11 protein-coding genes are annotated in these 18,197 nt (G+C 71.9%); 4 read left to right on the top strand and 7 right to left on the bottom strand.

The genetic code is table 11. The annotated features are described in order from the left end of the window. Positions 1-14: 14 nt before the first annotated feature. Genes AB0J87_RS14955 through AB0J87_RS14975 form a run of 5 tightly spaced genes read right to left on the bottom strand, consistent with a single transcriptional unit; the run spans position 15 to position 7,474 of the window. On the bottom strand, positions 15-1,166 hold the full coding sequence (locus AB0J87_RS14955; RefSeq protein WP_363965560.1) for a VWA domain-containing protein: 1,152 nt from the start codon (positions 1,164-1,166) through the stop codon (positions 15-17). Further along, positions 1,163-3,430 (bottom strand): DUF5682 family protein, encoded by a 2,268-nt coding sequence (locus AB0J87_RS14960; RefSeq protein ID WP_363965562.1) that lies wholly within the window; start codon positions 3,428-3,430, stop codon positions 1,163-1,165. Before AB0J87_RS14960 ends, AB0J87_RS14955 begins: the two co-directional genes overlap by 4 nt. Before the next feature lie 44 nt (positions 3,431-3,474). After that, a complete protein-coding gene (locus AB0J87_RS14965; RefSeq protein ID WP_192786357.1) occupies positions 3,475-4,539 on the bottom strand; it encodes an AAA family ATPase in 1,065 nt (354 codons plus the stop codon). Continuing rightward, positions 4,536-5,999 (bottom strand): DUF5691 domain-containing protein, encoded by a 1,464-nt coding sequence (locus tag AB0J87_RS14970; protein ID WP_363965565.1) that lies wholly within the window; start codon positions 5,997-5,999, stop codon positions 4,536-4,538. Before AB0J87_RS14970 ends, AB0J87_RS14965 begins: the two co-directional genes overlap by 4 nt. Next, entirely contained in the window at positions 5,996-7,474 is a 1,479-nt protein-coding gene (locus AB0J87_RS14975; RefSeq protein ID WP_363965567.1) for an SWIM zinc finger family protein, read from the bottom strand. The genes AB0J87_RS14970 and AB0J87_RS14975 overlap by 4 nt, the downstream gene beginning before the upstream one ends. A 112-nt stretch (positions 7,475-7,586) precedes the next feature. On the opposite strand from AB0J87_RS14975, the gene AB0J87_RS14980 reads away from it, so the two are divergent. From AB0J87_RS14980 to AB0J87_RS14995, 4 genes are all read left to right on the top strand, one after another. Continuing rightward, positions 7,587-8,132 (top strand): cupin domain-containing protein, encoded by a 546-nt coding sequence (locus AB0J87_RS14980; RefSeq protein WP_355194760.1) that lies wholly within the window; start codon positions 7,587-7,589, stop codon positions 8,130-8,132. A gap of 22 nt (positions 8,133-8,154) precedes the next feature. Then, positions 8,155-11,412: an NACHT domain-containing protein gene (locus AB0J87_RS14985; protein WP_363965569.1), complete on the top strand. Its 3,258-nt coding sequence runs from the start codon at positions 8,155-8,157 to the stop codon at positions 11,410-11,412. 85 nt (positions 11,413-11,497) lie between these two features. Then, entirely contained in the window at positions 11,498-12,370 is an 873-nt protein-coding gene (locus AB0J87_RS14990; RefSeq protein ID WP_350722412.1) for a UTP--glucose-1-phosphate uridylyltransferase, read from the top strand. 77 nt (positions 12,371-12,447) lie between these two features. Then, entirely contained in the window at positions 12,448-13,986 is a 1,539-nt protein-coding gene (locus tag AB0J87_RS14995) for an aldehyde dehydrogenase family protein (RefSeq protein ID WP_363965571.1), read from the top strand. A 61-nt stretch (positions 13,987-14,047) separates the two neighbouring features. Here the strand turns inward: AB0J87_RS14995 and glnII are convergent, their stop codons facing one another. Together glnII and AB0J87_RS15005 are read right to left on the bottom strand one after the other, a co-directional pair. After that, positions 14,048-15,067 (bottom strand): glutamine synthetase, encoded by a 1,020-nt coding sequence (gene glnII / locus AB0J87_RS15000; RefSeq protein WP_350722416.1) that lies wholly within the window; start codon positions 15,065-15,067, stop codon positions 14,048-14,050. Between the two features lie 160 nt (positions 15,068-15,227). After that, positions 15,228-18,194 carry an AAA family ATPase gene (locus AB0J87_RS15005; protein ID WP_363965574.1) on the bottom strand — a complete coding sequence of 989 codons (2,967 nt, stop codon included), beginning with the start codon at positions 18,192-18,194 and terminating at the stop codon, positions 15,228-15,230. Positions 18,195-18,197: the final 3 nt, after the last annotated feature.

Consider the following 18,197-nt stretch of genomic DNA (forward strand, 5'->3'; position numbering starts at 1 on the left):
GGCCGCTTGACGGCTCACACCGCGAGGTGACGCTCGGCCCACTGCGCGATGTCGCGCCGCTCGATCGCGGCCGCCATCAGGTCGGGGAAGGCATCGGGCGTGCACGCGAAGGCGGGTACGCCCATCGCGGCCAGCGCGGCGGCGTTCTCGTGGTCGTAGAACGGCGCGCCCTCGTCGGAGAGCGCCAGCAGCACGATCGCCTGGACGCCGGCCTGCGTCATCGCGGCCACCCGGCGCAGCATCTCCTCCCTGACGCCGCCCTCGTAGAGATCGCTGATCAGGATGAAGATCGAATCGGTGGGCCGCGTGATGAGACCCTGGCAGTAGGCGATGGCCCGGTTGATGTCGGTGCCGCCCCCGAGCTGGGTGCCGAACAGCAGCTCCACCGGGTCGTGCAGCTGGTCGGTGAGGTCCACCACCGCCGTGTCGAACACCACCAGGGACGTCTTGAGCGACCTCGTCGAGGCCAGCACCGCCCCGAACACGCTCGAATAGACCACCGAGGCCGCCATCGACCCGCTCTGGTCGATGCAGAGCACCACCTCGCGCTGCACCGACCGCTGCCTGCGGGCGTAGCCGACGAGCCGCGAGGGGACGACGGTGTTCTTCTCCGGCAGGTAGTTCTTGAGATTGGCCCTGATCGTCCGATCCCAGTCGATGTCGGCCACCCGCTTGGGGCGGTGCGTCCTGGCCGAACGGTCGAGCGCGCCGGTCACGGCGGCCCTGGTCTTCTGGGCCAGCCTGCGTTCGAGCTCGTCCACCACCTTGCGCACCACGGCCCTGGCCGACTCGCGGGCCTGGTCGGGCATGACGCGGTTGAGCGCGAGCAGCGTGCCGACGAGGTGCACGTCCGGCTCGACCGCCTCCAGCATCTCGGGCTCCAGGAGGAGCCTGGTGAGGTTGAGCGTCTCGATGGCGTCCTTCTGCATGACCTGGACGACCGTGGAGGGGAAGTACGAGCGGATGTCGCCGAGCCAGCGGGCCACCCGGGGCGCGGACGCGCCGAGCCCGCCCTCCCTTCCGCCCTCCCTTCCGCCCTGGTCGTAGACGGCCGACAGCGCGGCGTCCATCCGCGCGTCCAGGCCCTCCAGCCCGAGCCCGGTGCCGTCGGCGTCGCCGCCGCCCAGCACCAGCCGCCACCTGCGCAGGCGCTCGTCGTCGGTCATCCGTCATCCTTTCCGAGGATCGCGAGCACGGTCGCCACGGCCGCCGCCGCGCGCCGCTCGTCCACGTCCTGCCGCTGCCCTTCCCGCGCGCCGCTCCCGGCCGAGCGGACGCGCTCCCCGATCGCCCTGCGCTCGGGCGCGGCGAACCCGCCGAACGTACGGCGCAGCAGCGGCAGCACGTCGGTGAACTGATCGCCGGACAGCCCCGTGAGCCACCCGTCCACCAGGCTCAGCAGCCGCGGATCGTGCACCAGCAGCAGCCCGCCGCCCGCCAGGAACCCCTCGACCCATGCCGCCGCCCTGACCGGGACCTGCCCCCTGGACATCGCCCTGGCCATGCGGTCGCCCGCGTCGTCGAGCTCCCCCGCGTCCAGCAGGATCCTGGTGAGCCGCCCCTCGATGAGCCCGTGCAGGTCCTGCCGGTCGCTGACGCCCCGCAGGGTGACCAGCCACCGGCTCCGCGGCGACACCTCATCCCCGGTGCCCTCCGTCTCGAGGAGCGCGACGGCCGCGTGTACGGCGTCCACGTGTTTGAGCAGGCCGGCCGCCGCGTCCTCGTCCAGCCCCGTCACCGCGACCGGCAGCCCGACGCAGATCCGCTCCAGCATCGAACGGACGATCACCGCCAGCCCCTCGGCCGAGGTGCCGCGCACGTCGCCGTAGCGGCGGGCGCGCACCATCGCGGGCAGCGCCGCCATCAGGTGCGTCACGTCGGTGTCCAGCGCCGCCCTGGCCGACAGCGCCGCCAGCACTTCGGGCAGCGCCTGCGGCAGGTCGGCCAGCAGGCACTGCTCGACCAGCGAGGTCAGGTCCGCCAGGGCCGTCCGGTCCGTCGCGGCCAGGTCCCTGGCCCGCTGCGCCGCCGCCCCGGCCACGGTGGTGCCCAGCGCGGCCTGCTCGATGAGCGCCAGGTCGTGCTCGGGCCGCCACCGCAGCGTCCACGTCTCCCTGAACGTGCCCTTCCCGCGCGACTCGCCCAGCGCGCCCCAGCCGACGCCGAGCAGCCCGAGCCGGTGGAGCAGGTGGCTGCGGTCGAGGTCGAGCGGCTTGCGCAGGTCGAGGTCGATCTCGCGGTCGAGCGCCTCCGGCCTGAGCCGCAGCCGCCGCTGCTGATCGCGCAGGTCCCGCTGGAGCGGCACCATCGGGGTGCCGTCGGTGACCTGGCCGAGCCGGTCGCCGACGACCATGCGCCGCTGGATCAGCTCGACGGCCAGGTCGTCGCCCTCGCACAGCACGGCCCTGGCCGCCTCGGTGACCTCGCCGAGCCCGGCCAGGGGCCTGCCGCGCAGCGTGGCCAGGGTGTGCGCGAGGCGTACGGACTCGATGACGTGCGCAGACGACACGGCCAGCCCCTCGTCGCGCAGCACCGCGGCGGCCTCGGCCAGCCACCGCTCCACGGGCCGGTCGGGCGCGCCGAACAGGTGGTGGTACCAGCCGGGCGAGGTGATCCCCGCGCCGTAGCCGCTCCACGAGGCCAGCCGCCCGTACGTCCACGGCACCCACGTCAGCTCGGCCTTCATCTTGGGCAGCCCGCGCAGGACGGCGTTGTCCCTGGCGGCGGGCGGGAGCGGGCCGGTCAGCGCCGGGACGTGCCAGGCCCCGCAGATCACCGCGATCCGCCCGTAGCCCTCCTTGAGGGCCGCGCGGAGGGTCTTACGCATGTACGCCTCGCGCCTGGCCTCCCGCTCGTCCGGCTCGTAGCCCTCGCGTACGGCGGCCATGGCCTCGGCGATCACCTCGAAGGGCGTGTCGCCGCGGTGCTCGACGACGTCCTCCCACCAGCGTTCGGGGTCGTCGTATCCGGCGGCCGCGGCGAGCGAGCCGATGGGATCGGCCCGCAGGCCGGACGTTGCGCCCCGGTCGTCGTCCCCGGTCTCGCCCCGGTCCTCGTCCTCGGTCTGGCCCCGATCTTCGTCCTCGGCCAGCGAATGGGCCGCAGGGAGGTCGCAGAAGCGCACCGGGACGCCGGCCGCGGTGCCGTACAGGATGGCCTGCCATTCGGGCGAGAACGCGGCGAACGGCCAGAACGCGGCCCGCGCCGGCGCCCCCGGCACGTGGGCCAGCAGCGCGACGGGCGGCTCAAGCTCGGGCGCGAGCGTGACGAGCGGGTCGGCCTCGGGCGGGCCCTCGATGAGGATGGCGTCGGGGCGCAGGCGTTCGAGCTCCTGCCGCACGGCCCGCGCGGAGCCCGGCCCGTGGTGCCGCACGCCGAGCACCGAGACGATCGGCCCGCCCGCGCCGCCGGGGACCGGGAGGGCGCTCATGCGCACTTCGCGACTGTGTCCAATGGGTCGCTCGCTGCGCTCGCTCATGACACCTCGCGGCAGGCGCGGTAGAAGTCGCGCCAGTCGGAACGCTCGCGCACCACCGTCTCGAGGTATTCGCGCCACACCACCCGATCGGAGACCGGCTCCTGGACCACGGCTCCCACGATCCCGGCCGCCACGTCGGAGGGCCGCAGCACGCCGTCGCCGAAGTGGGCCGCCAGGGCGATGCCGCTGGTGAGCACCGAGATGGCCTCGGCCGTGGACAGGGTGCCGCTGGGCGACTTGACCTTGGTGCGCCCGTCCTCGGTGACGCCTGTGCGCAGCTCGCGGAACACCGTCACCACCCGCCGGATCTCGGCCAGCCCGGTCGTCGTCTCCGGCAGCTCCAGGGCGCGGCCGAGCTGGGTGACGCGGCGCGCGACGATGTCGACCTCCTCCTCGGCAGTGGCCGGGACCGGCAGCACGACCGTGTTGAACCGGCGGCGCAGGGCGCTGGACAGCTCGTTGACGCCCCGGTCGCGGTCGTTGGCCGTGGCGATCACGTTGAAGCCGCGCTCGGCCTGGACCTCGCGGTTGAGCTCGGGGATCGGCAGCGTCTTCTCCGACAGCACGGTGATCAGGGCGTCTTGCACGTCGGACGGCATGCGGGTGAGCTCCTCGACGCGGGCGACCCGGCCCTCGGCCATCGCGCGCATCACGGGCGACGGGGTCAGCGCCTCGATCGAGGGGCCCTCGGCCAGCAGCCTGGCGTAATTCCAGCCGTAGCGGATGGCCTCCTCGGCGGTGCCCGCGGTGCCCTGCACGAGCAGCGTGGAGTCGCCGCTGATGGCGGCGGCCAGGTGTTCGGACAGCCAGGTCTTCGCCGTGCCGGGCACGCCGAGCAGCAGCAGCGCGCGGTCGGTGGCCAGCGTGGCGACGGCCACCTCGACGATGCGGCGCGCGCCCACGTATTTGGGGGTGATGCGGTCTCCGTCGCCCAGGATGTACGTGGTCACGGCCCACGGGGAGAGCTTCCAGCCGGGCGGCCTGGGCCGGTCGTCGTCCTTGGCCAGGAAGGCCAGCTCCTCGGCGTACTGGTCTTCCGCGTGCGGACGCAGAACGGTCATGGGTGAAGCTCCTTGTACATGTCGGCACGGAAACGCAGCAGGGCGGCCACCTGCTGGACGGACTCCACGGGCGAGTAGCTCAGCGCCAGCGGGAACAGGGCCGGGTCGATGCGCTCGCCGGCCAGCTTGACCAGCTCGCCGAGGTTCCACGGCTGCGTGGTGGCCACCTTCACGATCTTGCGGAGGACGGCCGTGGCCAGGCCCTCGCGCCAGTGGGACGACACTCCGCCCAACACCATGATCAACTGACTGTCCAGATCATGCTTTTTCACGAAATCGGCGGCAAGTTCCTGCTGCTCGTCGGGCGGCAGGGACTCCAGGAGGTCGGCGATCGGGTCCCAGCCGAACATCGCCCGCGCCCACTCCGGGTCCTTCTGCAGCACGGCGGCGCGCACCCAGGCCGCCTTCACCTCGGCGTCCCAGTCGGGGATCTTCATCGTGAGCAGCGCCGCGGGCGGGTGACCCCAGATCGACAACGGGGCTCGGGCGAGGATCTGCTGCAGCCACCAGGCCCGCTCGCCGATGCCCCTGGGCGGTTTGGGACGGATGCCGTCGCGTTCCATGGCCTTGTCGCAGTCGTGGGGGGCGTCGACGGCGATGACCTTCCGGGAGATGGTCACGCAGGCCCGCGCCCTTCCGGCCATGCGCTGGGACATGCGCGACCCGGGAAGGCGGGTGAGGAGGTTGGCGGCGGCCTGACGCACCTCCCGGCGGCGGTCGTCGAGCGCGCTCTCCAGGAACGGCTCGTCCTCCATGCTGAGCCCGTCGGCCAGCACCTCCACGAACTCGGCCCGGTCGTCGGGCGTCTCGCGCTCCCACGTGCTCTCCAGCAGCCGCCTGGCCTGCTCGGGATCGGCCGTCCTGAGCGTACGCAGGTGCGCCCGCCGGTCCGCGGCGCCGCCCAGCTCCCACGTCTCCCCGGTCGGCTCCTCGAGGAGGTAGTCCCAGGCGGGATTGAGCCCGGCCAGCCATCGGCCCCGCTGCCCGGCCAGGACCCCCAGGTGCACCCGGATCGAGCGATCCCGCCGTCCTTTCTCCAGGAGCTCGGGCAGCACGTACGGCGGCACCCTCCGGCCGGTGGCGGCGGCCGCGGCCAGCCATTCGGGCAGCAGCCGCTCGTGCTCGCCGCCCATGATCCGCACCAGTCGCTCCGCCGCCCGCCTCCCCACAGCCACCCGCTCCTCGGCATGGGCAGCCTGGGCTTCGGGGGACGCCGCGGAAGACCCGTCCTGCGGCCCGGCCGCGCCAGACAGCGGCTCCCGCTGCTCAGCCGCGCCAGCCGTCTGCTCCCGTCGCTCGGCCGCGCTGGGCACCTGTTCCTGCGGCCCGGCCGCGCCGGTCTTGCGGCCGGCCCTTCGCCGCGCCACTTCCACAGCGGCGGCATCGAGCAGGTCGCCCTGGTACGGCCTGCGATCGGTCCCCACGAGCGCCGTCGAGGCCAGCTCCTCCCAGCCCGTCACAGGATCACCGCCGTTCCTTCGTCGTCCCAGGTGGTCAGGGGCCGCAGCCCGCGCGGCGTCCATTCGACGGCCACGGTGACCGGATGCCCCCCGGAGACGGCGATCAGCCGCCACGGGTCGCGGGCCGCGCGATGCAGCGGCAGGCCGCCGATCGAGTCGCGCCCCGGGACCACCCCGGCCAGCACCAGCGGCCACGACTCGGTCCAGGGATCCTCGCCCAGCACCCCGGCCACCTCGTCGAGCGCCTGCTCCGGCGACACCCCAGGCGGCGTCCCCGCGACCGCGCCACCCGCGCCGGAGCCGTACCGGGCAGCGTCGTCCGCCCCGGAGGCGGGCCACGCGGCGCCGCCCGCGCCGGGGCCGGACCGCATGGCGTCGGTCGCGCCGGGGCCGTGCCGGGTGGCGACCAGCGCGCGCAGGGGGGCGGCGCCCGGGTAGTACGTGAGATCGGCCTCGATCGTCGTCCCCGTGACCAGGGAGGCGTCCAGCGGCTGCCCCTGCGGCGCGAACGAGAGCACCAGAGCCGCCCGCCCGCTGCGCCGCCCCCGCAGCCAGACGCGCCGGGAGGTCAGCCGGTCCTGCTCCTCGTCCCGCCGGCCCAGCACGTCCCACTGATCGCGCACCGCGGCCCCGGCCAGCACCTCCTCCTTGGGGACCGGAAAACCGACCCGGCTCAGCACGGTCTCGGCCAGCGCCCCGGGCAGCTCCGCCCGCCGGCGATAGGCGACGGCGAGCAGGTGGATCAGCGCGTATTCCTCCAGCAGCCGCCCCGGCCAGTCGTCGTCCGCCCGGACCCGGACCAGCCTGGAGACGACCCCCGCCACGCCGGGCGCCTGGGCGTCGATGAGCCGCTTGGCCAGCCCTTCCCATTCGTGCTCGGCGGCCCCCGCCAGCCCCTGCCGCACCTGGTCGTCGAGCCACCGCTCCAGCTCGCTCAGTCCGGCGGCGACGCGCCCGTGGCGGACGGACTCCGCGCCCGACCGCGACGATCCACCGGACCGCCCGGCGCCGTGAGCCCCATCGCCGGGAGCCCCACCGTCGGGAGCCCCACCGCCGGGAGCCCCACCGTCGGCCTCCCCCGAGGACACCTCGGCGGCCTTCCTCGTCCGCGCCTCCTCGATCTTGGCCGCTTCCTTGGCGGCGCGCTCGGCCCGCGCCTCCACCCACTCGGTCACCCACTGCGGCGCGCCCTGCTCGACGGGCACCCCGTCGGCCGCCCACATGAGCAGCAGCCCGAGCGCGTGCTTGCACGGGAACTTCCGGCTCGGGCAACTGCACCGGTAGGCGGGCTCGGTCAGATCGACGCAGGCGAGGTAGGGCCTGGCGCCGCTGCCCTCGCACTCGCCGTACACGACCGTGCCCGTCGTGCCGCACGCCGACCATTTCCCGGGCGCCGCCACCTTCTGCGCAGCCGACCGCGACGCCGCGTCCGGGGCCAGGGCGAGCACCTGATCACGGCTCCACCGTTCGATCACCTGCCGCAGACTAGCCACCTCCACCGACATTTCGCGCCCCGTCCGCGAGATGCCCATCGACCGGAAATGAACCACCCATCTTGTCCCGATTTATCGGCATAAACTCTCCTAGGTGGAGCTGCGAACCTACCCCGACGGCCCGTCCATCCAGGTGCCCGACGAGGCGGCGGCCCTGGCCAGCCCGCTCGACGGGCAGCTCGTCCTGGACGGGAACCTCTTCCTGCGCAGGGACGTGACGGGCGCCCCCGTGGCGTTCGTCGAGCGCCCGCCTGTCGCCGCGGCCCTCGACCTGCTCCCCCACCCCGAAGGCGGCTGGTTCAGGGAGACGTGGAGATCGTCCGTGACCTTCCACCCGGACGGCTACCCCGGGCCACGGGCCAGCGCCACGGGCATCTACTTCCTGCTGCAGCCGGGCGAGGAGTCGGTGCCGCACGTGGTCAGGTCGGACGAGGTCTGGCTGTGGCACCGCGGCGGCCCGCTGAGCCTGACGATCGGCGACTCCGTGGTCACGCTGGGGGCCGACGTGGAGAAGGGTCAGGTGCCCCAGGCGATCGTGCCCGGCGGCGTGTGGCAGTCGGCCCGCCCGGCCTCCGACGAGGCGGTACTGGTGAGCTGCGTCGTGTCCCCAGGCTTCGATTTCGCCGACTTCACCGCTTAGCAAAGCCTGTATATAGGGAGGCATGCCAGGCATTGAGGCGGCGCTGACGGCCGCGGGCAAGTCGATCGCCGAACGTGCCATGCGGGAGTGGCTCGCCACCCGGGCCGCGCGCAAGGAGCAGGGGTCGGAGCTGAAGGACCTCATCCAGGGCGGCTTCCGCGACCGGCTGGCGCCCAGGAAGTTCGACAACCAGCTCGAGGGCATCGCGCTGGCCGTGGAGGGGCGGCTGTCCCGGCTGCTGGAACAGGAGTTCCGCGGGCTGGACGAGCAGGCGCGGGCCGCCGTACTGCTGGAGGTGGTCCACGCCCTGCGGCAGGCGGACCTGTCCGACGCCGCCCTCTTCGAGGCCGACGCCGACGCCGCCAAGCTCGCCGGGCGCGTCATCTCGCGGCTGCCGGAGCCCCGGCTCGGGGAGGCGGAGGACCAGCTGTACGGGGTGCTGCTCGCCGAGTGCGTCGAGTGCCTGACGGGCATGATGCGCCAGCTCCCCCAGTACGTGCCGCGGGCGGCCACGGAGAGCCTGGCCCGGCTGAGCGGCCTGGCCGAGGGCATGGAACGCCTGCTCACCCGCATGCCCCTGCGAACGCTGGAGGCGCCCGAGGGCCGCCAGGACGACGACGCGTTCCAGCGCCACTACCTCGGCTTCGTCAGCCGCACCCTGGACGAGGTGGAGCTGTTCGGGGTGCGGGTGGAGAACTACCGGCCCCGTACGTCGCTGAGCGTCGCCTACATCAGCCTCAACGTCTCGGCGGGCGAGCGCGGGCGCCGCGCCCCCGAACGCCTCTCGGTCGCCTCGCTCACCGGCCGCCCCGCAGGAGAGCTCGGCACCGAGCGCATCGAGTCGGCGCTGGGCCGCGAACGCCTCATGCTGCTGCGCGGCGACGCGGGCTCGGGGAAGAGCACGCTGCTGCGCTGGCTGGCCGTCACCGCGGCCCGCGGCGACTTCTCCGGCGCCCTGTCCGGCTGGAACGGCTGCGTCCCCCTGATGATCAAGCTCCGCAGCCACGCCGGAGGCAGGTTCCCCGCGCCGTCCGCGTTCCTGGACGACGTCGCCCAGGAGGTCTCCGGGCGCATGCCGCGCGGGTGGGTGGAGCGGGTGCTGGAGTCCGGCCGCGGGCTGCTGCTGGTGGACGGCGTGGACGAGCTGCTGGTACGGCACCGCCCGGCCGTCCGGGAGTGGCTGTCGCGGCTGCTGGCCGCGTACCCGGGGATGCGCGTGGTGGTGACCTCGCGGCCGACCGCGGCGGACGCGCGGTGGCTGGCCGACGAGGGGTTCGCGGCGGCGACGCTGGAGCCGATGACGCCCGGCGACCTGCGGGAGCTCATCCGGCAGTGGCACGTGGCGATGCGCGACTGCCCCAGCCTGCCGTGCGCGCCCGAGGAGCTGGAGGGCTACGAGGTCGCGCTGCTGGCCCGCATGGAGTCCAACCCGCACCTGGGGGTCGTGGCGTCGACGCCGCTGCTGGCCGCGATGTTGTGCGCGCTCAACCTCGACCGCCGCACCCAGCTGCCGCGCAACCGGATGGGCTTCTACGACGCGGTGCTCAGCCTGCTGCTGGAACGGCGGGACGCCGAACGCCGGATCACCGACGAGGTCTCCCTGGACCCCGACCAGAAGGTCTGGATCCTGCGCGACCTCGCCTGGCGGCTGGTGTCCATGGGCCGGTCGGAGCTGTCGAAGGCCACGGCGCTGAAGAGCGTCGAACGCAAGCTGGCCCTGATGACCCGCATGCCGTATCCGGCCGCCGACGTGCTCGAACACCTGCTCCGCCGGTCCGGCGTGCTGCGCGAGCCGGTGCCGGGCCGCATCGACTTCGCGCACCGCACGGTGCAGGAGTACCTCGCGGCTGGTCAGCTCGTGGAGGACGAGGACGAGGACGTGGAGGCGGCGGTCGAACGCGCGCATCTCGACCAGTGGCGCGAGGTCGTGGTGATGGCCGCCGGCCACGCGACCGGCCGCGTGCGCAGGGAGCTGCTGGCGGGCCTGCTGGACCGCGCCGACCAGGGCGGGCCGCACGCGCGGCGGCTGCGGCTGCTGGTGGCGGGGTGCCTGGAGACGATCCAGGAGCTCCCGGTGGAGCTGCGCGACCGCATCGAGGCGTGCCTGGCCGAGGTGATCCCGCCGCGCTCGGAGGTGGAGGCGGGCGTGCTGGCGGCGGTGGGCGAGGAGATCCTGCGGCGGCTGCCCGACGATCTGTCCGGCCTGACCGACCGCCGAGCGGCCATGACGGTACGGACCGCCTGGTTGATCAACGGCCCGGAGGCGCTGGACAGGCTCGCGGGGTACGCGGCCGATCCGCGATGGGAGGTCCGCAGGCAGCTCAACGAGGGCTGGAATTACTACGACGCCGAGGTCTACGCACGACGTGTGCTCGCTGAATCGGACCGCGTCACGGTCACGAGCAGCCGTCTCCTTCGCGGTGTGGCGCACCTGCGGATGGCCGAGACCTTGATCGTCGACCTGGACGAACGGCTCACCGATCTCGGCTTCTTGCGAGAGGTGCCGCAGTTGAGGGCTCTGGAACTGAGCGACGTCGCCACGGACTCCCTGAAGGACGTGGAGGCGTTGCCTGCCCTGAAACGCCTCTTTATCTCACTCGACACGTCACGCCCCATGGGCTTGGAGGCTCTCGGCGAACTTCCGCGACTGAGCGATCTCACGCTCTGGAACGTCGAGTTCGACGATCCGACCTTCCTCGACCGGATCCCGCGCCTGAAGTCGCTCGGACTGGAACTTCCGGCGCACGACCAATCCGACTGGGCGGGCCCGCTGTCCCGGCAAACCGAGCTGCGTGAGCTGGTTCTCCATCGCGAACGCCTGCCCATCCCGCCGGCGGCGTTCGCCGGAATGCGGGACCTGGATTGGGTGTCGTTGGCCTCCGTCACAGGGGTCAGCGATTGCCTGGACGCTCTGGCGCAGTCCTCCCCTGCTCTGACGAGGCTCCAGCTCACCGGCCCCACCCGCTTGGACCTGGCGGAGCTCGACCGCTTCCGCCTGCACAGCCTCTGGCTGAGGAACATCGACATCGGGGATCTCACTCCGCTCCGCGGCCATGAGCACCTTGTCACGTTGGGCGTGGATCATTGCGACCGGCTGCCCGACCTCGCACCGCTCGCGAGCCTTCCCCGGCTCCGGACGTTGCGTCTCCTGGACGCGGCAGAGGAGATCGACCTCAGCCCTCTTGCCGGGAACCCCGACCTCAACGTGATCCTCAGGACCGGTCAGCGGGTCGCGAACGAGCAGCTGCTGCCCGGCACGATCAAGATCCGGCGCCTTTGACGGGCCCCTCGCCGCCCACCAAAACGGCTGGGGTAACGTCGGCTCTCTCCCCGCACGATCAAGCCGCACGATCAAGGAGAGACGCATGGTCCACAAAGCCGTCATCCCCGTGGCCGGCCTCGGCTCCCGGCTGCTGCCGCTGACCAGGGCACTGCCCAAGGAGATGCTGCCGATCGGCGACAAGCCCGTCATCGAGCACACCATCCGGGAGCTCGTGGACTCCGGCATCGACGAGATCACCATCGTCACCTCGTCCCGCAAGGACCTCATCCAGCGGCACTTCGCCCCCGACGCCGACCTCGAGCTCCAGCTCCGCGCCGCGGGCAAGGACGACCTGGCCGACGCGGTGGCGGAGCTGTCGTCGCTGGCCCACATCACGTACCTGTACCAGAACGGCCCCTACGGCAACGGCACGCCCGTGCTCAACGCCGCCCGCGTCATCGGCGACGAGCCGTTCATGGTGCTGTGGGCCGACGACGTGTTCGTGGCCGAGGTGCCCAGGGCCAAGCAGCTCAAGGCCGCGTACGACGCCACCCACGCCCCCGTGCTGGCCCTGATGCCGATGGCCGTCGAGGACGCCTCGCGGTACGGCGTGCCGATCGTCAAGGAGGACCTCGGCGGCGGCCGCCTGCTGATCTCCGGGCTGGTGGAGAAGCCCTCCCCCGAGCAGGCCCCCTCCCGGTACGCCGCCATCGGCGGATATGTCGTCACCCCGGGCGTCATCGAGGAGCTCCACGAGCAGACGCGCAGGTGGCAGGAGAACCCGCAGGGCGAGATCTACCTCACCGACGCCCTGCACCGGCACGCCGCGGACCACCCGGTGTACGGGCAGGTGATCGACGGCACCTGGTGGGACACGGGCTCGCCGCTCAACTACCTCAAGGCCCAGTTCGCCGCCGCGCTCGCGCACCCGAGGTTCGGGCCGGAGCTGCGCAAACTCGCCCAGGAGAGCGGCTGACATCTTGGGTTCTTTCCAGGTTGGGTTTTTTCCGGCGAGATGATTGTCTGACCGAAGGAACTACGAGGAGGACACCGGTGAGCCGTCAGATCGTTTCCATCGTGGGTGGCAAGGAGACGGGAAGCGCCACCACGTACCCGTCGACCAACCCGGCGCGCCCCGGCGAGGTCGTGGCCCACGTCGGGCTGGCCGACGCCGGCACGTTCGCGGCCGCCTGCCGCACCGCCAAGGAGGCCCAGCGCGAGTGGGCCAAGGTGCCGGCGCCGGTGCGCGGCCGGGTGATCGCCTCCATCGGCCGGCTGGTCGAGGCCAACGCCGAGCGGCTGGCCCACCTGGTGACGCAGGAGATCGGCAAGCCGTACGCCGAGGCCCTCGGCGAGGTGCGGGAGATCGTCGACACGTGCGACTTCTTCCTGGGCGAGGGCCGCAGGCTGTACGGGCAGACGGTCCCGTCGGAGATGCCGGCCAAGAACCTGTTCACGTTCCGCAACCCGATCGGTGTGGCGGCGGTCATCACCGCGGGCAACTTCCCGGTCGCCGTCCCCTCGTGGTACCTGGTCCCGGCGCTGCTCTGCGGCAACGCCGTCGTCTGGAAGCCCGCCGAGTACGCCGCCGCCTCCGCGCACGCCATGTACCAGCTCTTCGTGGCCGCCGGGCTGCCCGACGGCGTGCTGAACATCGTGTTCGCCGACGGCGCCGCGACGTACGAGGGCCTGGAGCAGGCGCTCGGCGAGGGGAGCGTGCAGAAGGTCGGGTTCACCGGCTCCAGCGAGGTGGGCCGGAAGATCGGCGAGCTGACCGGGCGGCACCTGCAGTCGGCCTGCCTGGAGCTGGGCGGCAAGAACCCGATGGTGATCATGCCGGACGCCGACCTCGACCTGGCCGTGGAGGGCGCGCTGTTCTCCGGTTTCGGTACGGCCGGTCAGCGCTGCACCAGCCTGGGCACGGTGATCGTGCACGAGAGCGTGCACGACGAGTTCGTGGAGCGGTTCGCGCGGGCCGTGGGCGAGGCCAGGATCGGCGACCCCGAGGAGGACGTGCTGGCGGGCCCGCTGCTCGACCAGAAGTTCGCAGATCGGTATGAGGAGTACCTGACCTGGATCCAGCCCCACCACCAGGTCGTGTCCGGAAATATCGGGAAAATTACGGGGGATAACCCGCGCCGTGACTTCGACGGCGGTAGGGGCCTCTACTATCACCCGGTGGTCGTCGACGGCGTCCGGCCCACCGACCGCCTGTTCCTGGAGGAGACGTTCGGCCCGATCGTCGGCGTCACCACCTTCAGCACCCTCGACGAGGCCATCGAGCTGGCCAACCTGCCCGGCTACGGCCTGTCGAGCTCCATCTACACCACCGACCCGCAGCACGCCTTCCGCTTCCGCGAGGGCATCTCGGCGGGCATGGTCAGCGTCAACAACTCGACCTCGGGCGCCGAGGCCCACCTCCCGTTCGGCGGCAACGGCAAGTCCGGCAACGGCAGCCGCCAGTCCGGCATGTGGGTGCTCGACCAGTTCACCCGCTGGCAGGCGATGAACTGGGACCATTCGGGCCGCCTGCAGAAGGCCCAGATGGACGTCGCCGAGATCGAGCCCGACCTGGCCTTCCGCCTGCCGTGATCAAACGCGAGAACGGGCCCCTCGGAGGCGAGGGGCCCGTTCTTCATTGCTTGCGGGCGGGTCAGACCTGGCCGGCCTTCGCCAGGGCCGAGCAGCAGGTGTTCACCAGCAGGCGGGTGACCACGTACGGGTCGACGTTGGCGTTCGGGCGACGGTCCTCGATGTAGCCCTTCTTCTCCACCTCGACCTGCCACGGGATGCGCACGGACGCGCCGCGGTTGGACACGCCGTAGCTGTACTTGTTCCACGGGGCGGTCTCGTGGGCGCCGGTCAGGCGGCTCTCGACGCCCGCGCCGTACTGCGTGATGTGCTCCATCGGCTTGTCGCCCTCACCGAGCGCCTCGCAGGCGGTGATGATGGCGTCGTAGCCCTCGCGCATGGCCTTGGTCGAGAAGTTGGTGTGCGCGCCGGCGCCGTTCCAGTCGCCGCGGGCGGGCTTGGCGTCGAGGGTGGCCTCGACGCCGAACTCCTCGGCGGTCCGGTAGAGCAGCCAGCGGGCCACCCACAGGTGGTCGGCGACCTCGAGCGGGCCCGCCGGGCCCACCTGGAACTCCCACTGGCCGGGCATGACCTCGGCGTTGATGCCGGAGATCGCCAGACCGGCGGCGAGGCAGCGGTCGAGGTGGAGCTCGACGATCTCGCGGCCGAAGATGGCGTCGGCGCCGACACCGCAGTAGTACGGGCCCTGCGGGGCGGGGAAGCCGCCCTCGGGGAAGCCGAGCGGGCGGCTGCCCTTGAAGAAGGTGTACTCCTGCTCGATGCCGAACCAGGACTCCTGAGCGGCGTACTTCTCGGCGATCGGGCGGAGCAGAGCGCGGGTGTTGCTGACGTGCGCGTCGCCGTTGATCTCCTCGACCTCGGAGAGGACCAGGACGTTGTCACCGCCGCGAATCGGGTCGGGGCAGACGAACACCGGGCGGAGCACGCGGTCCGACGAGTGGCCCTCGGCCTGGTTGGTGCTGGAGCCGTCGAAGCCCCAGACCGGCGGCTCGGCCCCGTCGGCGAGGATCCTCGTCTTCGAGCGCAGCAGAGCCGTGGGCTCGGTGCCGTCGATCCAGATGTACTCAGCCTTGTAGCTCACGGCGGTCCTTTTCTTCACGGTGTTCACAGCCACGCCGAGTCTTACGGACGGCCGTTTCCCGGTTTTTGCCCGAATGTGAACGCCGTGTTAATCAGGCAACCCAAAGGTAAAAGATGGCGTGGCGCCGAGGGCGCCACGCCATGCGGTCAGAGACGTCGTGTCAGGTACGGCCCTCCGTCCCGTTCCCGTCGTAGCCGAGCAGCCGCATCGCCGTGTCGGGATCCATCGCCGCCGCCAGGAGCTGGGCTCGGGCGTGGGCCTGGTCGCGTTCGCGTTCGGCCTTGGCCTGCGCGGCGCGTACCCCCTTGATCGCGACGAGCGCGAGCCCGGCGCCCACGATCACCGCGACCACCACGACGAACAGCAGGAGCAGCAACCCCGGCGAGGCCACGGTCGAGGTGGCCGCGTTCGTGCCGACGCCCGCCACCGTACCCGTCACCGCGAGCGCCGCGATGATGGACAGCGCCACGAGCCCGAGCAGGCTGGCGACGACCAGCCAGACCCGGCCCGCGCGCCGCGGCGCAGGAGGCGGGACCGCGGCGGCGGTCGGTGTCCCCACGACGACGGGCACGGGCGTGGGAGGCGATGAGGCCGCCGCCCACGGCACGAACTCGGGGCGCTCGGCCGCCTCTCCGTTCACCTCGTGCGTGATGAGGGGCGGAGCCTGGATCACCGAGGGCTGCGCCGCCGGGGACGCCGGCTGGACGGCCGGCACGCCGGGACCGCCGTAGGCGACCGGCTGCAGCTCGACCGGCTCCTCCACGGGCCCGGGAAGGTCCCGCTCGATGTGGCTGTGCTCCTTGTGGGCCCTGGCCGCGTCGCGGTGGTAGTCCTCCAGCTCCTGGCAGAGCTCGTCGGAGGCGTAGATCGTGCCGTCGATGAGCGGCCCGGGCTCCCGGCGGATGATGGCCACCACGTCGTCGCCGTTGAGCGTCTTGTGCGTCTCCAGCGCGTGCGCCACGCAGAGGACCTCCCTGCGGTGCTCCTGCAGCAGCTCCTCGGTCTTCTCCAGCAGCCGCACCAGGTTGAACTCGATCCGCTCCCCCAGCACGTCGGGGGTCAGGTCGGGCTGGTTCCTGGCGGGCTCCCGCTCGGTGATGCCGATCGCGCCGCCGGCGCCCGGACGGGCCTTGCGCATGGCCTTGCCGCCCATGATCTCCAGCTCCTGGAGGGCCGGCAGCGAGGTGACGCCGGAGCCCATGCCCCAGTACGACTCCATCATGGCGGTCAGGTACGTGGCCGAGTACAGGTCGCCGGAGACCCCGGAGGAGTTGTCCTCCCCGAAGAACATCCGCTCGCCGGCCAGCGAGGCCAGGGAGACCATGATGTCGGCCTCGTGCTCGGACTTCCACCGGGTGAACTGGTCCTCGGGCTTGATCGAGGCGACCATGCCCAGGTAGTCGGCGCCCTTCTCGATGGTGGCGATGTCGATCTCGAGGTGGAAGCGGGTCACGTACGCCACGACGGCGTGGCAGGCCTCGTGCACGGCCACGGCGTGCCGCTCGCGCTCGATGTACTCGACGTCCTCGGGCGGGCCGAGCTGCTTGAGCCGCTTGGCCCGCAGCACGTCCGACCAGGTGATGACCTCGCGGCTGTCCCTGATGGCGGTGATCAGCGACTCGTTGACCAGGTCCTTGATCGTGGCGCCGGTGGCGTACGGGGTGATCGTGGCCAGCTTGTCGATCTGCTCGGGGGTGAGCTCGTGCCACACCTTGTCGAAATAGCCCTGGTACGTGCGGACCCGCCCGGCCTTGGACGGGTAGCCGACCTTGTAGATGCGGTCGATGCGGCCCGGCCGCAGCAGCGCCTCGTCGAGCGCGTCGGGCCGGTTCGTGGCCATCATGACGAGGATGCGGTACTTGGGCGGGGGCTTGGGCCGCATGCCGAGCAGCCGGCGGACGAGCCGGTTGAAGAACCCGCGCGGCTTCTTGAGCCCGGACAGCTCGGTGAGCAGCGCCTGCAGCGTGCCCGGGTCGCCCGAGCCGTTCATGCCGCCGCCCATGAAGAACCGGTTGCGCCGCCCCGGCTCGTCGGGCGACTCGCGCCCGGCCCGGAAGGCCAGCACCTGGCGGGTCTCCTCGGACAGGTAGTTGAGCCCGTGGCAGCCGTTCACGCCGGACATGCCGGAGAAGCCGCCCTGCCCGGGCGGGCCCTGCTGGGCGAGGCGGCCGCGCTTGCCGAGCGAGTCGGCCTCGTCGAAGAAGACGATCACGCCGCCGTACCGGAGCGCCAGCTTGCGCAGCTTCCTGAACAGCCCCTTGACCTTGAGAATGCCGACACCCATGAACATGTTCGTGAACGCGCCCGGATCCACGAACACGTACGGCTTGCCGGTCTCACCCGCGACGGCCTCGGCCATGAGGGTCTTGCCGGTGCCCGGCGGCCCCCACAGCAGCAGGCCGCTGGGGACGTACCCGCCGCGCCGCTCGATCTCGTCGGGGCGCTCGAGGAAGACGATGTTCTCCCGGACGCGCTCGACCACGTGGTCCTGGCCCCACACGTCGTGGAAGCGGGTCTTGATGTCGTCGGGGAAGTACGTCTCCACGCCGCCCCTGGACAGGAACCAGAACAGGCCCACGAACTGGATGATGACCACGAAGAACAGGAAGACGATCTGGATCAGGAACGGCATCGCGTTCCAGAGCAGCGCCGGCGCCTGCATCACCGCCACGAACGGGCTGACGTCCAGCACCGCCCCCAGCACCAGGGCCGTCAGCACCACGAAGAAGGTGACCTTGAGCGCCCGCGAGAGCCGGTACCTCGTCCAGTCGTCGAACCGCCGGTGCGTCCAGCGCTCGAACCCGCCGAACACCCGGTGGCTCCAGAAGCGGTGGTAGGCCGACCAGTGCTCGCTGACCAGGAAGTGGAGTTGCCGCACGACCTCCACGCCGAGCAGCCAGAAGATCCATGGGTATTCGTACGCGATCTTCTGGGCCGCCTCGGGGAACGCGACGACGCCCTGCCAGTCGGCCATCACCTTCCACGTGAGGATGAGGAAGGCCACCACCAGGGCGATGAGGAATTTGCTCCGGTCCCAGAACTGCATCTTCTTTCTGGTCACGGATTCGGGGTCGGAGGGCCCGCTGCCGGGGGCACGCAGCCCTTCATGGTGATTGGTCGTGGTCAATGG

It is taken from the genome of Nonomuraea sp. NPDC049625 (genome assembly GCF_040675285.1).
Lineage (GTDB): Bacteria > Actinomycetota > Actinomycetes > Streptosporangiales > Streptosporangiaceae > Nonomuraea > Nonomuraea angiospora_A.

Excerpts from the sequence above, each read along its gene's own strand:
- AB0J87_RS14955 (WP_363965560.1), bottom strand. The coding sequence starts at position 1,166 with ATGACCGACGACGAGCGCCTGCGCAGGTGGCGGCTGGTGCTGGGCGGC.
- AB0J87_RS14960 (WP_363965562.1), bottom strand. The coding sequence starts at position 3,430 with ATGAGCGCCCTCCCGGTCCCCGGCGGCGCGGGCGGGCCGATCGTCTCG.
- AB0J87_RS14965 (WP_192786357.1), bottom strand. The coding sequence starts at position 4,539 with ATGACCGTTCTGCGTCCGCACGCGGAAGACCAGTACGCCGAGGAGCTG.
- AB0J87_RS14985 (WP_363965569.1), top strand. The coding sequence starts at position 8,155 with ATGCCAGGCATTGAGGCGGCGCTGACGGCCGCGGGCAAGTCGATCGCC.
- AB0J87_RS14990 (WP_350722412.1), top strand. The coding sequence starts at position 11,498 with ATGGTCCACAAAGCCGTCATCCCCGTGGCCGGCCTCGGCTCCCGGCTG.